Annotated in this window: 8 protein-coding genes; 5 read left to right on the forward strand and 3 right to left on the reverse strand. The window is 37.0% G+C overall.

The window, feature by feature from the left end; translation table 11 throughout:
* Positions 1-480: 480 nt before the first annotated feature.
* Together CG11_RS13685 and CG11_RS13690 are read left to right on the forward strand one after the other, a co-directional pair.
* Positions 481-2,589: an O-antigen ligase family protein gene (locus CG11_RS13685; protein ID WP_052597099.1), complete on the forward strand. Its 2,109-nt coding sequence runs from the start codon at positions 481-483 to the stop codon at positions 2,587-2,589.
* An 11-nt stretch (positions 2,590-2,600) separates the two neighbouring features.
* Positions 2,601-4,574: a T9SS type A sorting domain-containing protein gene (locus CG11_RS13690; RefSeq protein ID WP_052597101.1), complete on the forward strand. Its 1,974-nt coding sequence runs from the start codon at positions 2,601-2,603 to the stop codon at positions 4,572-4,574.
* Positions 4,575-4,692: 118 nt separating this feature from the next.
* On the opposite strand, the gene CG11_RS13695 is transcribed toward CG11_RS13690, so the two are convergent.
* Genes CG11_RS13695 through CG11_RS13705 form a run of 3 tightly spaced genes read right to left on the reverse strand, consistent with a single transcriptional unit; the run spans position 4,693 to position 8,419 of the window.
* On the reverse strand, positions 4,693-5,901 hold the full coding sequence (locus CG11_RS13695; RefSeq protein ID WP_052597103.1) for a hypothetical protein: 1,209 nt from the start codon (positions 5,899-5,901) through the stop codon (positions 4,693-4,695).
* A gap of 23 nt (positions 5,902-5,924) precedes the next feature.
* A complete protein-coding gene (locus CG11_RS13700) occupies positions 5,925-6,575 on the reverse strand; it encodes a 7-cyano-7-deazaguanine synthase (protein ID WP_052597105.1) in 651 nt (216 codons plus the stop codon).
* A gap of 32 nt (positions 6,576-6,607) precedes the next feature.
* Positions 6,608-8,419 carry a hypothetical protein gene (locus CG11_RS13705; RefSeq protein ID WP_052597108.1) on the reverse strand — a complete coding sequence of 604 codons (1,812 nt, stop codon included), beginning with the start codon at positions 8,417-8,419 and terminating at the stop codon, positions 6,608-6,610.
* Positions 8,420-8,796: 377 nt separating this feature from the next.
* Here CG11_RS13705 and CG11_RS13710 point away from each other — a divergent pair, with 377 nt between their 5' ends.
* The 3 genes from CG11_RS13710 to CG11_RS13720 form a co-directional block, all read left to right on the forward strand.
* Positions 8,797-14,346 carry an SBBP repeat-containing protein gene (locus CG11_RS13710; RefSeq protein ID WP_197043848.1) on the forward strand — a complete coding sequence of 1,850 codons (5,550 nt, stop codon included), beginning with the start codon at positions 8,797-8,799 and terminating at the stop codon, positions 14,344-14,346.
* A gap of 195 nt (positions 14,347-14,541) precedes the next feature.
* Positions 14,542-14,898: a hypothetical protein gene (locus CG11_RS13715; RefSeq protein ID WP_052597112.1), complete on the forward strand. Its 357-nt coding sequence runs from the start codon at positions 14,542-14,544 to the stop codon at positions 14,896-14,898.
* A 405-nt stretch (positions 14,899-15,303) separates the two neighbouring features.
* A partial coding sequence (locus CG11_RS13720; RefSeq protein ID WP_197043849.1) for a choice-of-anchor Q domain-containing protein occupies positions 15,304-16,864 on the forward strand: 1,561 nt, incomplete at its 3' end.

Below are 16,864 nucleotides of genomic sequence, written 5' to 3' on the forward strand. Positions count from 1 at the left end.
ATGTAAAGATGCTTTTTTAGTTTTTTACAAAAAAAACTAAAAAATCCACGAAGTACTAATTTTAATAACGTTTATATTGGTGGGAGTTGAAGCGGTATTTTCAGAAGGAATAAATTTAACATCTTCGACAACAAATAGACCTTGATTCTCCTATTAGAATAGATTATCTTTGTACTGTATTTTGAACACAGTATAAAAGCCTCAAATGTAGATAAATATAAGGTTTGTTAGCTCTTTTATATTTTTGTAAATAAAATAATTTAGTAGCAAATCAATGATTTAACTAGAATGCAATTTCGAAATTGAATTATATTTTCTGTGTAGAACATCTATAAGTGCCTAGTAGTAACAAATGCCTATTAAAAATATCACAAGTTTATAGACTAAATAACATAGAACTGAGGCAATGTGTTTACTCCGTTTTGAGGCGTTTATGATGAAGAGGTACTTTTAAATCGTATTAACAATAATTTTTACTACATGCTATTATCCCAAAGGGTTTGGGCTGGTATGCTACTTTTATTACCATTAATAATGACATATGGTAGTTTGGTAGATGCTGTGTCTATTCCTCGCGTCACATTTTTATTAATTTCAGTTGTTTGCACCAACCTATATTTGTTAATAAAGGAAAGACAGACTTTTTTAGAACATACACAGCAATTTTTTTCTAATCCTTTAGGGATGAGCCTAACTGCCTATTTACTAATAGGGCTTTGTTCTTTGGGAGGAACACTTAGTTTATCCGAAGGAATTTGGGAATGGTTAAAGCTAGTTGGTTGGCTAAATGTTATTTGGTTAAGCTCCTTTTTGCTTAAAGAAAAAGGGAGCTTATTGTTATTTATGAAAGCGAGTATTGTTGCTCTGCTGGTTGTAGAAGTTATAGGTCTAAAAGAATTTGCCTCGATTTTTAATCGCTTGGAGGAAGATAAGATTTTGTATTTTGTTAATTCAACATTTGAACACAAAAACCTTTTGGCTACAGGCTTGGTGATGAGCCTACCTTTTAGTTTTATTGTTTTTCGGTTGGAAAATAGCCGATTTTGGAAGCTACTAGCAGGATTAGTTTTTGGAGCAGGTATTCTCTTAATTTTGATTACACAAAGCCGAGCAGCATGGCTAGCTTTGGGAGGAGGCTTATTTTTTGCATTGATTTGCCTTTTGTTAACGAGTGCTAAACGCAACCTAATTTTACAAGCACGCTATTGGTTAATGGGAGGAGCTGTTTTAGCTTTAAGTGTTGGGCTTGTTTGGTTCTTAAGCAGTCAAAATAATGTAGCCAATGCTCCCGTAGAGCGAATTCAGGCACTGTTTACCTATGAAGATACTAAAAATGAGCATACCGAAACCATCAAAGAGCGTTTGTTGCTATGGAATAATACCGTCGAGATGATTAAAGAACGTCCTTTTAGGGGCGTTGGTCTTGGAAACTGGAAAATACATTTTCCGAAATACAATATAGCAGGACTTCGATCAGAACAAGGGGAAGTCTTTTTTCAGCGACCTCATAATGACTATTTGTGGGTAGCTAGTGAGATGGGGATACTAGGGTTGGTTGCCTACTTATTAATTCTGTTGAGCGCTTTGTATTATGCCACTCAAGTATTAAAAAGAACCACAGAAGAGGAACATAGCACTACGTATGCCATAACCATAGCAATGGCAGCAGGGTTGGTTGCATTTATGTTATTTAGTTTATTTGATTTTCCTAAAGAACGCCCTATACATTTGCTATGGAGTGGCGTGATTATTGCATATATTATCAGCACCTACCAACAATTATATTCTAATCAAAATAATAAGAAAAAATCGTTTCAGTCTATAGGCAGTATTGCTTATGTGTTGCCATTGTTAGCCGTATTAGGAGTGGCTTTTTCAGCCAAAAGGTGGCAGTTTGAACGACAACTGAAAGTAGCGCTAGGTGCTAGAAGCCAACAACAATATTTGAATGTATTGGCGACGCTAGAATCTATCAATCCTTGGGTGTATGAGTTGGATCCATCTGCAACGCCTATTGATTGTTATAGAGGAGAGGCTTTGTACTTGCAAAAACGACTTCCAGAAGCTTTAGTAGCGTATCAAAATGCAAATGCGGTACATCCTTATCATATTCATACCCTTAATAATTTAGCGACTACTTATTTTGGATTGCAGGATATTGAAGCATCTAAGAAGTACTTTGAACAAGTGCTGCACTTTGCTCCTCATTTTCCAGATGCCAATATGAATATGGCTGCAATAGCGTACAATCAAAAAGAAATTCAAAAAGCGATAAAATATATTGGTAATTGTGTGCCCAAGAATTATCAAGATAGTCAGTTTTTACAATTTTTGAAAGCAATCAGTGCTAGTTATGCAAGTTTTTTGGCTGAGAAAGAAGCGTTGCAATCTCTTGTGCCGTTTATACAACAGTTTGGAAAAGACGAAAAGTGGCAAATAAGAATGCATGAACAGGCGCATCAATATAACAGAACTTACGAACAACAAATTCATCTAGATTTGCTTTTTGTGGCAAAAGAACAGCAGGCCATTACAGAAGAAGAATCTAATAGGTTAACCCCGATTTTAAACAAATTTTTAAACCATTAAAATATGAAATTATGAAACAAACACTGTTAATACTTTTCCTCTGTTGTTGGGGAGGAGTATTATTAAAAGGACAATCAATAACCTCGGTTGTTCCTAGCCAAAATCCAGTTCGAGGGGGGGAAGTGCTTACTGTGAATATCTCTGGAAGTGGAACAAACTTTTCAGCAGGAAGTGCTAACTATATTGCTGCTATATTTGGTAGTACTAGTGTACATGGTATAGTAGATCTGAATACAGTTACGAATACCAATATGGATGTTACTTTTTATGTGCCTTGTGGTGTATGTGGCAATGCAGATTTATCTGTTACTACTCCTGCAAATGGGCAAATGACTTATGCGAATGCATTTAGTGTTTCTTGTGGTCAGATTACGTCTGTTAACCCTAATGTAGGAACGGTAGGTCAAAACCTAACGGTAGGTATATCAGGTACAAATATGAATTTTGGTCAAGGAAGCAATGCTGCTTGGGTGTATTTTTACGACCCAGCTACGGGCAATTATTTGTTCCCTAGTACCAATCCAGGCGGTACATCGAATAGTATAACAGTTGATGTAAATATACCTCAAGGGACTTGCAATGGTTCTTATGATGTGATTGTCTATCCGGGTAGTAATTCTTGTGCCATTACGATGCCCAATGCGTTTGATGTTATTGGAAATACGGGACAAATTACAATGGTCAACCCTGATACTATTACTCCAGGGCAAACATTACCAATTACTATTTCAGGAACAGGGGTTAATTTTCAACAAGGAAGTTTACTTGTTTATTTTAGAAAATCTAATGGTCAACGATTCTATGCGACAGCTAGTAATGTTTCAGCCAATAGTGTAACCGTTAATTACACAACACCTAATTATATGTGTGGTGGAAGTTATGATGTTTGTGTAGAGCAGACACCAAATACTTGCCCAGTTTGCTTTGAAGATGGTTTGTATGTAAATGCTCAAAATGTTCCAGCGGTTATTACGAATGTAACTTCTAGCCCGTCTCCAGCACAAGGTGGACAATCATTAGTCCTTAATATTTCGGGAACAGGAATTGATTTTACTCAAGGATCGTCTATGTATTTCATGTTGAGAAATACGGTAACAGGAGCGGGAGTAGGATCTTCTTTCAGTGCACCAATTTCAACTAATGAAGTTATGGCGTACTTTAACTCAATGCCGTATGATTGTGGAAATTATGATTTGGAAGTTTATGTTCCAAATACTTGTTCAAATAATATTTTAACTTATAATAATGCTGTAACCGTAAGTAGTACATTGAATCCTGTATTGTATAGCGTCTATCCTTATCCATCACCGACAGCGGGTCAGTTGAGATTGCGTCTGTCTGGAGCAAATATTGACTTTACACAAGGTTCGTCTATGTTGTCTGTTCGTTTGGTTAGTCCTACAACAGGAACAGTGTTGACAGGTAGCAATATTATTCCAAGCAACTTTAGCAATTCTATAGCAACAGTTGATTTCACTCCTTCGGTAAATGATTGTGGTTATTATAATCTAGAAGTAATGAATGTTCCTGTTGGATGTGGAGGAACGACAACAGTTGGTTACCATAGACTGGTAGGGGTAAATATTCGTCATTGTGCTAGTAATGCTCCTTCTTCTCTTACGACTCATTCTGGCGGAAATAACAATTCGATAGTTTCTAAAGTGAATGATGGTCTTGATGGACTAGAAGGAGAGAATGATTTGCAGATATTGGATGCAACAGATGTTGGTAGTAATGGACTATTGGTTCAAGTATTTCCAAATCCAATGGACGAAGAAACTACTATTTTAGTAGAAGCAGAGGAACAAAAAGTGTTGAACTTTGCCCTTTATGATGTATTAGGTCAACAGGTAAAACAAGTAGAATTCAACTCGAATGAAAGACTTCAAGTGAATCGCGAAAATTTACCTGCTGGTATGTACATTTATAGAATTTTAGATGCGACAGGAAATCCACTTCATGTAGGTAAGTTAGAGATGAAATAATTCGCATCATTTTCGTTTCCCAAATGCTGTTAAAAAAGAAAAGACTATCCTTGTGGATGGTCTTTTCTTTTTTATAATCATAACAGAAGTAGTAGTTTGCTAGTGTTTGGGTAGTTGTTTACAAGTCTAAAAACTTTAAATATTCCATAATCATAGGTAGATTGGTTTTGATAAAGTAACCTGCGCCAGCCAAAAGTGCAGCTAAAATTAAGCCTGCCCATACAAAGTCTACTTTTTTGTAGACAAAGAAATAGAATTTGTCACAAGAAAACCATATTGTAAATAACAATCCAATCCAGAACATACTACCAATACCGTATACCAATGCAATCGCTAAAACACTTAGGGCAGCAACCAAGGCAATGGTTTCAGTCACTATTTTTTTTATAGGGTTGTCTTTGTAATTATAAATATAATTAATATAGAAAAGTCCTAAAAAAGAAACCATAGGAATCAACGAAGTCATTCCTGTTTCAAAGACACGCAGGTGTGTTTTTAAAGCACTTAAAGTAGGAATGTACTGGGTGTAAAAAATTAACCATGATAAAAGTGTCAGTGCAAATGTGAATAGTGTTAATTTTAAAACAAACGGAGTGTCGTCTTTTTTGAAACCTAACATAATCAGTCCCGAATCCATGAAAAAAAAGAAACCGATGCTTGAAATAAATGAAGAAACACTCATGAATCCAACAAAAGCGTTGTTAAAAAAATAGGCAATCAACCCCCATAAAATGGTTAAAATCCAAGAGCCAATGGTGCGATATACAGTAGCTTTTGTTTTTCCTCTTCGTTTGTAAATGCTATAAGAAACCAAAGAACCCAATAGGAAAGAAGTAACCAAAACCGCATATTCGTTGTGAACAACATACAAAAAACACAAGAGGCTTAGATAAGCCAGTGGTTCCCATGTTTTTTGAACGAAAGTACGAATTACATGGATAAGTTGCTGAACTGTTTTGTGATCAATAAGTGCTTTGATAATCTTCCCTAAAGGTGTTAAGATTATTTTTAGCAAAGGACCGAGAATAACCAGTAATAATAAAGCCGATATGACGTAAAACGCTGACCCAATCCAGTCAATTCGTTGAGCAGGAACAATTTGCTGAAGTTCCAAACCTTCTATATCAACTTGAAACTTCTCTGTAGCCAAGCGTTCTAAATAAGCCGTTTTTTCTTCAAAAACACTTTCAGAGATACTTTGCTCATTGTGCAAATCAATTAGTAAGTTGTATTGAGCTTGTAGCTCGGTAACGTCTTTAGGCTCATAGTTATTGGCAAAAAGAGATAGAGAACTACAAAAAAAGAGAAATAGGAATAAGCGTTTCATAATGGGGTGTTTTGGTGTGGTTATCAGAGCCAACTGTCTTGTAAAAAACGAAATTCGCCGGGGTGTTTTTTTAGCACAGCATCTATTGTCTCACAAGTAGAACACTTATGACAGCGTTTTAATTCCCAATTGGCAGCTCCTTCTGGATATCGACAAGACCAAGTTAGCTTTAAGATGTTGGGTGGAATGGCTTTCATAACTTCGTATTTAAACATATTTTTAAGAGGAAAAACTATTTTAAAATCCTCTTTTTTTCGTTCGCTAACCAAGTATAATATTTTTTCAATTTGATCCAATCGGTCTTGAAAGCCTTCTTGTAAATAATCGTCTGCAATCGCTCCTTCAACCATTTCTGAAATTTCTGGATGCGCACGCAAACAAGTTGCCGCTGCAAAATTCACGGCTTCGCTATCCCAAATAGGAGGAGGACCCAATTGAGAATAGTCAAAAGAGAGTCGTTTGAATGTAAAATTCTGAATTCCCATCCTTCTCAACTCGTCAAGAATATGATGAACGGCTTGTTCTTCTTTTACGGTTCGGCTGGCACATTCGCCATTAATTAGATTTACTTTAAAAACAAGGAAATGTTCTTTAGGGTATTGTGTTAGGGTTAGGTACAAACCTGCTGTGCTGTCAATACCGCCAGAGAATGGAATTAAAGCTTTGTAAGTCATTGTTTTATCGTCTTTGGTTTGTTGTGTTATGTTTAATTTTTTTGGTAAAGTATGTATTCTTTGAAACCGCCCCTCATGCAATGATTGGAACTTGGAGAAGCGCCATAACCACCACTGTTTAGGAGTGCTAAATAATCCCCCTCTTCTACAAATGTTAGTGGCTTGTCTTCCGAAAAAAGATCAATAGGTTCGTTGATGTTTCCTGCTAGTGTGGCTTTAAACGTTTGGTTGCTTTTGGGAGCGATAAGAGGAACTGCCTCTAAGTTCATTTTATAGTAGGCGTATTCATTATTCATATTCATGCCTGTGTCAATGCCAACGAAGTATTTGCCCTTCTTTTCTTCAATGGTGTTTATTTGGGTAATCAATATCCCTGCATCTTTGACCAAAAAGTCACCAGGTTCAAAAGCTAATCGCAAGCCTTTTTGGGCGGCATAGCGGCAAATAATAGAAGCCCATTCGTCCAAATCTAGAATTTGATCGCCTTGATTTTGTGGAACACCCAATCCGCCTCCTAGATTTAAAACTTCAACAGTGGGGAAAAGCTCAATAAAAGCATCAATTACATCAAAAATACGCGGTAAACGTTGTAATTGATCACTTAAAAATCCAGAACCTGAATGGCAATGAACCGTTGTTACGACCAAATTGGAGGAATCAATAAGTGCTTTTAAAGCTGCCCATTGTTCTTGATAAATCCCAAATTTTACAATCTTGTTGCCAGAATATTCCAAATCTTGTTTGTAAGCCATGCCAATATCTGCGTTGATTCGAATACCAATTGCTCTAGTTTGATTAGAATTTAATTGAATGAAGCGTCGAATGGGGCTAATAGCATCAAAGTTTATTTTGATTTGAGGATGTTGTGTTAAAACAATTAAGTCTTGTTGTGACAAAGAAGTACCAGTATAAGTAATCTCTTGTTCTTGAAAGCCATGTTGAATCGCCCAGTCTAATTCATTGGGAGAACAAACATCAATCCCAATATTAGTTTGAGCTTTTAAATGACTTAATATGGCTGGGTGCCTATTGGCTTTCATTGCATAGTAAATGTTGTAAGCTATAGCATGGGGATTTAAAGCAGCAGATAGAGATTGGTATTTGTCTAAAATACGTTGAATGTTATAGACATAAAATGGAGTTGGCTTGTTCTTAACAAAATCCACAAGATTGGTAGTAGCAAAATTTAAATAGCCTTTTTGATAATGCAAGTCCGAACGTTCCCACCAGTAGTTCTGTCTATTCTTATGGAGAGTATTGGTGTTATTATTATCAAAAAAACGAGCGTAGATAATAGCAGTACATTGACAAGGAGGCGTACCACAAATACTACATTCGTAATTATGCTGAATGCTTTCCATTGCCCAAAAATGAGGAACTTCCTTTAGTGGTTGACAGGCATTTTTTTCTAAAATCGAACCAATATGAGTGTTTGCTGATTTCCAAGCATCGCAAACAACAACGGGTACTTTTTGTGATAAAAATTGTAAGCCATTTTTTACCAGAAAACTAGCAACTCCTTTGCCTTCAAAACGTCGATCCACAGCCGTTAGAGAACGATAACCAATATAGTCGTAGTCTTTGAAGTAATCTAAAAACCATTGTTCTGCTTGTTTCATTTTTTGAGCCACTATCGTTCTATGGGAAATTTCCATTAATGAAAAGCCAATGACCTGATCGTTGTGTAAAACAACATGGCAGAATTGATTCGCTGCTTTTAAATAGGTTTCTAACAATATTGGGTCTAGAAAACCTACCCCTAGTTGTTGTTGACTAATAGCAAGCACAGTAGATAGGTGCTTTTTCTCTAAAAAGCTTAAAGAATATGAGATTGTTTGATGCATAAGGTTGAACAGACTATTCTAGTTAAATAGATGAGTTAACAAATATAAAAATTAAAAAATAGGAACAGCATTATTGAGCCATCTCTTGTCTTAAAGTGAAAGAATATGACTTTATGTATTTAAATTATTTGGTGATAATTTTGGAAGTGTTGTTAAAAGAAAAATATGGCTAAAAATATTTTATTTTGTCTTGTAAGTAGTTGTTTTTTATGGATTTGTGTTGTGAATTAGTTTGCTGAATCTTTTAAAATGCTCGAAAAGATGCTTTTGAGTTAAATAAGTAAAAGAATACTTTTGCATCAAAATGTTTACTTTTATCTACTAAATAATGTTTTTCTGTAATCAAAATGATTGCAAAGCAATTAAAACTACTAAAAATGAAACTATTTTCTTTTCTTTTACTCTTTTGTACCCTGCAAATTAGTTATGGGCAGGGGGTAAGCTTAGCACAGGGAACTGCGCTTATCCATTCAGGGCAATCAACAGCCTTTGAGGAAAATAAAGGTCAAATTCGGGATATAGAAGGCAATAGAGCACCCTATGTTCATTATCGTTACAAACAGGGAGGAACGAGCGTTTTTATGCTATCGACAGGAATTGCTTATCAGTTTAGCAAGGTTAACGATGTCAATGCTGCTAATTCAAATGATAATAAATGGAGGGAAGCCTCTCCGAAATCAGTTGATTTAGAAACTTACCGAATGGATATGCGTTTGGTTGGTGCTAATTCAAATGCTATTATTAAAGCGGAAGAGGAACAGGAGAATTACATCAATTATTACAATGAAAATAGACTAGACATTCATAGTTATGGTAAATTAACTTACAAAGACATTTATCCTGGAATCGATTGGGTGATATACACAACAGATAAAGGGTTGAAATATGACTTTGTAGTACATCCAGGCGCTGATCCTGCGCAAATTCAGTTAGCGTTTGAGCACCATGAAGGACTACAGCTTAATAAAAATGGTAGTTTTACACTATCTAATTCTATGGGAACAATTACAGAGCAGGCTCCTGTTTCTTTTCAAGGCAAAAAAGAAGTGCGTTCTTCTTTTGAGTTGGAAGGAAATAGCATTCGATTTAAGCTTGGCAATTATGACCCCACCAAAGCCTTGATAATCGACCCTAGCCTAATTTGGTCTACTTATTATGGAGGATCAGACTTAGACCGAATTACTGGTTGTGCTACCGATGCTAATGGAAATATTTTTGTATCTGGTTACAGTAGATCTACTAGTAATATCGCTTCAGGTGGTCATCAAAATACACATGGAAGTGGCACTGAAGATGCGTTTTTGGTTAAATTTAATAGCAATGGCGTTCGTCAATGGGCAACGTATTACGGTGGTACAGGTAGTGATATAGGGAATGGTTGTGCTGTAGATCCCAGTGGCAATATTTACCTAGCAGGGTATACCCGTTCTACGAATAACATCGCTTCAAGTGGTCATCAAAATACGTATGGAGGTGGCGAAGATGCGTTCTTGGTCAAATTTAACACAAACGGTACTCGTCAGTGGGCAACCTATTATGGTGGTATAGGCAGTGATGTTGGAGATGGTTGTGCTATAGATGCCAATGGCAATGTCTTTATAGTAGGAAGAGCACAGTCTACTAGTAGTATCGCTTCAGGTGGTCATCAAAATATACATGGAGGAGGGACTTCAGATGCTTTTTTGGTAAAGTTTAATAGTAATGGTACGCGTCAGTGGGCAACCTATTATGGTGGTGCAGATACAGAAATATTTCTTAATTGTACAGCAGATGCTAATGGCAATTCGTATATAACGGGTATCACACGTTCTGCGAATAACATTGCTTCAAGTGGGCATCAAAATACCTATGGAGGTGGCGAAGATGCTTTTCTCGTAAAGTTTAATAGTAATGGCGTTCGTCAATGGGGAACTTATTATGGTACTGCTGGTGATGATAATGGTAATGCTTGTGTTGCAGATGCCAATGGAAATATCTTTTTGATAGGTTCAACAGAATCTACTACGAATATGGCTTCAGGCGGTCATCAGAATACTTATGGAGGTGGTAGCCAAGATGCCTTTTTAGTAAAGTTTAATAGCAGTGGTGTGCGTCAATGGGGAACTTATTACGGAGGTAGTTCTTCTGATGTTGGCGGATATGGGACGATACATACCAATGGAAATATATTCTTAGGAGGTTTTTCGGCATCTACTAGTAATATCGCTTCAGGTGGTCATCAAAATACGCATGGAGGTAGTCAAGATGCTTTTCTAGTTGAATTTAATACGAATGGTGTGCGTCAATGGGCAACTTATTTGGGTGGAAGTGCTAGTGATATAGGGAGAGGTTGTGTTGTCGATGCCAATGGTCATGTTTATTTGGCAGGACACACAAGCTCTACAAGTGGTATTGCATTAAGTGGTCATCAAAATACTTATGGAGGTGGTTTTGTGGATGGATTTTTGGCAAAATTAACAACAACTACAAGTACGGCTTGTAATCCAACAACCAACAGTATCTCTGCAACAGCTTGCGGTTCCTATACTTATAATGGACAAACCTATACCAATTCAGGAGTATATATGGATACCTTAACAAATGCTGGTGGGTGTGACTCTATCGTAACACTTAATCTGACGATTGGAGGAGCTACTTATGATGTATCCGCTATTACTTACACTTCAATAAATGCTACTGGTGGAACATCCGTTAATTTAGGAGATGATGCTTTAAGTGCAAGTCTACCAATTGGATTTGATTTTAACTTTTTTGGAAACACATACAATGATTTTAGAATTAGCTCCAATGGTTTTATAACATTTGGAACGAATACGACTACTAGTGGTTGTTGTTCAGGGCAGGTATTGCCAAATACCAACCAACCTAATAACTTAATCGCTTTGTTTTGGGAAGATTTGTTGCCACCGAATGGAGGAACAATTCGTTACCTTACAGCAGGAACAGCACCAAATAGAGTTTTGGTCGTAGAGTTTGTTGACATAGAACATCACCCTAGTGGAGACAGTGTACAAGGGCAAATTCATATTTACGAAAGTACCAACATCATCGAAGTGCATGTTGCAAAACAACCGGCAGCAGGCAGACACACATTGGGAATTGAAAATGGAACAGGAGTATTGGGATATAGTGCGCCTAATAGAAATGGCATAGCATGGACCATTGCGACCCCTGAAGCTTGGCGTTTTGCTCCTGTTGTTGGTGGGGTAGACGTGCAAACGGCTTGTAGTAACTACACTTGGATTGATGGAAAAACGTATACAAGTAGCAATAATACAGCAACACACATTATACAAGGAGGTTCTTGGACTGGATGTGATTCTGTGGTGCAATTGGATTTAATTATTTATAATACACCAGGAGGCAATGGTACCCTATCCGAAAATATGGAAGGAGGAGCACTTATTTCAGGAACTGGTTATTCACGAGAATTGACGAACGCTTACTTTTATAACCCTAATAATATATCAGAAGCCAATTTCTCTTCTTTAGAGGGTTCGTTGTACGGTTATGGACAAACAGGAGGATTTGTCAATTCAGACCGTTCTATTCGCTTTAGAACTTATGCGATACCTGCGGGCAATGAAATGGCTATTGTAATGAAGAAAGTCGATTTGGATTGTAATGCTCAAGTGTCTTTTTCTTACGCACATCAAAATTACTTAGGGAATGTCGATACCATGCAAGTAGAAGTTTCTACGGATTGTGGGGCAACATGGACAACTGTATGGATGAAATCAGGAGCGGATTTAGCAACTGCGGGAGCAAGTACAAGCAACTTTCTTCCTCCATTTACGGCTTCTGATTGGGTGCGAGATACGGCCGACTTGTCAGCTTACAGTAATATGCCAGATGTGATTGTGAAATTTACAGTGTTGTCGGGATATGGCAACAACATTTATTTAGATGATATTAATATTACTTCTTCTTTGGGGTATGCGACTAGAACCGTAACTGCTTGTAATAGCTATTCATTTAATGGGCAGGTGTATATGAATTCAGGTATTTATGTAGATACTGTTAGTACACCAGGGACTTGTGATTCGGTTATAACGTTAGATTTAACGATCAACAACTCTACAACAGGAACAGACGTACAAACGGCTTGCGATACGTACACATGGATAGATGGGAATACGTACACGAGTTCTAATAATACAGCAACCCATACTTTGACGAATGCAGTAGGTTGTGATAGTGTGGTAACGTTGAACTTGACGATCAATAACTCTACAACAGGAACAGACGTACAAACGGCTTGTAATACGTACACATGGATAGATGGAAACACGTACACGAGTTCTAACAACACAGCAACCCATACTTTGACGAATGCAGCAGGTTGTGATAGTGTGGTGACCTTGAATCTGACGATCAACACGCCAACAACAGGAACAGACGTACAAACGGCTTGTAACACATACACATGGATAGATGGGAATACGTACACAAGTTCTAACAACACAGCAACACATACTTTGACGAATGCAGTAGGTTGTGATAGTGTGGTGACCTTGAATCTGACGATCAACACGCCAACAACAGGAACAGATGTACAAACAGCTTGTGATACGTACACATGGATAGATGGGAACACGTACACAAGTTCTAACAACACAGCAACGCATATTTTGACGAATGCAGCAGGTTGTGATAGTGTGGTAACCTTGAATTTGACAATCAATAACTCTACAACGGGAACAGACGTACAAACGGCTTGTAACACATACACATGGATAGATGGGAATACGTACACAAGTTCTAACAACACAGCAACCCATACTTTGACGAATGCAGTAGGTTGTGATAGTGTGGTGACCTTGAATCTGACGATCAACACGCCAACAACAGGAACAGACGTACAAACAGCTTGTAATACGTACACATGGATAGATGGGAATACGTACACGAGTTCTAACAACACAGCAACGCATACTTTGACGAATGCAGCAGGTTGTGATAGTGTGGTAACATTGAACTTGACGATCAACACGCCAACAACAGGAACAGATGTACAAACGGCTTGCGATACGTACACATGGATAGATGGAAATACGTATACGAGTTCTAACAACACAGCAACACATACTTTGACGAATGCAGCAGGTTGTGATAGTGTGGTAACGTTGAACTTGACGATCAACAACTCTACAACAGGAACAGACGTACAAGCGGCTTGCGATACGTACACATGGATAGATGGGAATACGTACACAAGTTCTAACAACACAGCAACGCATACTTTGACGAATGCAGTAGGTTGTGATAGTGTGGTGACCTTGAATCTGACGATCAACAACTCTACAACGGGAACAGACGTACAAACGGCTTGTGATACGTACACATGGATAGATGGGAATACCTACACGAGTTCTAACAACACAGCAACGCATACTTTGACGAATGCAGCAGGTTGTGATAGTGTGGTGACTTTGAATCTGACGATTACTACAGTAGATACAACCGTAAGTCAGAATGGTTTAACTTTAACAGCAAACCAAACTGGAGCTACTTATCAATGGGTAGATTGTAACAATGGAAATACAGCAATTGCTGGGGCGACTGGGCAAAGTTTTACACCAGTAGCAAATGGCGATTATGCAGTGATGATTACCTTTAATAATTGTACTGGCACGTCAAGTTGTTTTAATGTAGTTGTGAATGCACTACCAACGGTAGAAGAGGGGATCAAACAGGTTCGTGTATATCCCAATCCAACAACAGGACAGGTTAATATAGAATTAGAAGAGGTGTTAAAACAAGGCGTGGCTCGATTGATGGATGTAAATGGACGTTTATTGTTAGAGCAACCTATAGATGGTAAGCAGTTCATTCAATTGAATATAGAGGCGTTGCCAACAGCTGTTTATTTCTTAGAGTTGCAAAGTTTAAAAGGTGTTTATAGCCAAAAAATTATTAAAGAATAAATTGCTTGACGAATAACTAACCTTTGACTAGGAGTTTAATACTGTCTCTGGTAGGTTATTAGTAATATAAGAGTTGTTTTTATTAGTAGTTCGTTGATTACCTGCGGTGCTACTGAGTGGTTGCAACGAACTATTGTTTTATGTAAACGCAACTCTTATTAAGTATAAAAATTGTAAACAACAAAAATATACAATATGAATCAAGATACATGGGAAAATATTAATATGATCATCCAAGATGAAGATATTCAAGGAGCAGAATTTACAAGAGATTACATCAATGAAGGAAATGTAAATTCTTGTGTAGATTTTTACTCTAGTGCCCTAAATAATAAGCAAAAAGCTATAGTTATAACCATTTTTTGTTCAGATTACCAAACGGAGAATACAAAAAAGATAGCTAAAGATTTCTTAAAGAATGTTCCAGTGACAATTTACAATGAGCATGTCCATAAAACCTGTTTGTGGAATCTTGATTCAACGTTGAATTTGGAATCTCTAGAAGATATTGCAACAATAGAATTGGCAGTGAAAAAAGTATTAAACGAATAAAAGGCTGAAGATTTATTATTGTTTATAAAAAAGTCGTGTTGAGTACAGTTGGTAAAACAGTATTTGATGCGGCTTTTTATTTTTAGCATAAGGCGTAATTGGGAATAAAAAATTACTATTATGACGTTTAAATTATTTGCGAATTTTTTTTATTTTGTAATCAAAAAAAATATGTTCCTGAATTTTTAGAATGATTGGGTCTAAATAATTGAATTGTAGTTGGTTATTTGTTTTTTGAACTTTTTGAAAGCCTAAAAAAGGGCTTAAAAGTGATTTGAGGTTATGAAACTAGTAGAGTACATTTGCATAATCAAAGTTATGACTAAAAAATAACTTTTATAAACTCTTGTTATTCAACAGCCCAAGGAGGGCTACTATTATTTACAATAAACATAAAAAACACAAATGATTTTAAATCGACTATTAAAAGTAAGTCTTGTTCTTTGCTTGCTCATGAACAGTTTTGGAAGTTTTGCAACTTCTCACACTGTTACTAATTTGAATGATACAGGTAGCGGATCATTAAGGGATGTACTCGGTCTTGTTGCTACTGGTGATACAATTCTATTTTCTAGTACTATGCTTTCTAGCAGTAGCGATACTATAAAACTAAATTCACCACTTATTCTCAATCGGAGTCTTGTCATTTTAGGACCCAATATGCCTAATTATAAATTGTACCTTAGTGGTCAAACTAGTACCAATATCGCAGAGGTAAGTTTTTCACGATTTAGCCCCCCATTAGAAATACAAAACCTCGGTTTTATAAACGGATCTACAACACAATTTGGTAAGGGGGGAGCAATTGCGATCCTAGCTTGTAGTGGTATTACTTTAAAAAAATGTGAATTCAAAAATAATTCAGCTAATTATGGAGGAGCCATCAATTCTAGCCTTTCTCAAACTTCTGATAAAGATGTTATTATAGAGGAATGTTTGTTTGACAATAACTCTAGTACTTCTGGAGGAGGAGCGATTTATTTGACGAGTCATGATGCTTATGCGTTGACATGGAATATCTCCAAGACGACTTTTAGCAACAATACAGCTGTTGGTTCTAGACATGGAGGAGCGATTTATTGTCGCAATGGGATTGATAACACCTCATTGCCAACCAAAGATATGACCATAAATATTACAGAAACAACCTTTGCAAATAATACAGGGTACGAAGGTGCTGCCTTTTATTCATACCATGATCCTGATGGCACCTACTCAAATACGAATATTACCATTACAAAATCTACTTTTACAGGGAATGTAAATACTTACCTAGGAATACATGGTGCCGCTCTTACGGTAACAAGTAGTATTTATGCTACCGCTGCTAGTTTAGGATATTATTTAACGATGTATGGATGTAGTGTCGTTGATAATATAGGAAAGGGAATTTACTATGGTAATAGAGGAGGTAATGGCAATATAACAATAGGAAGTAGTATTTGGGCATTTAATACAAGAGGTGATTTTTATGTTTCTAGAACGTCAGGGGGTAATGGAGGCTCAGCTATATCATCGAGCGGATACAACCTTATTAGTGATGCTGGGCGGAGTGGAGCGTTGCCAACAGATCAAGTAGGAGTAACGGCTGCGAATGTTAATCTTGGACCACTTCAAAATAATGGAGGTGTAACGGAAACAAGAATGCCAGGGGTTGGTAGTATTGCGATTAATGCTGGAAATCCTAATGATATGTCAGATGCACAAAATGGCAGTATAGAAGGAGGTCGTAGAGATATTGGAGCAGCAGAATATGTTTCATGCTTAGTTAACTCCACAACGGGAACAGATGTACAAACAGCTTGTAATACGTACACATGGATAGATGGGAACACGTACACGAGTTCAAACAACACAGCAACACACACTTTGACGAATGCAGTAGGTTGTGATAGTGTAGTGACGTTAAATCTAACAATCAATAACTCTACAACGGGAACAGACGTACAAACGGCTTGCGATACGT

This window comes from Aureispira sp. CCB-QB1 (assembly GCF_000724545.1).
Lineage (GTDB): Bacteria > Bacteroidota > Bacteroidia > Chitinophagales > Saprospiraceae > Aureispira.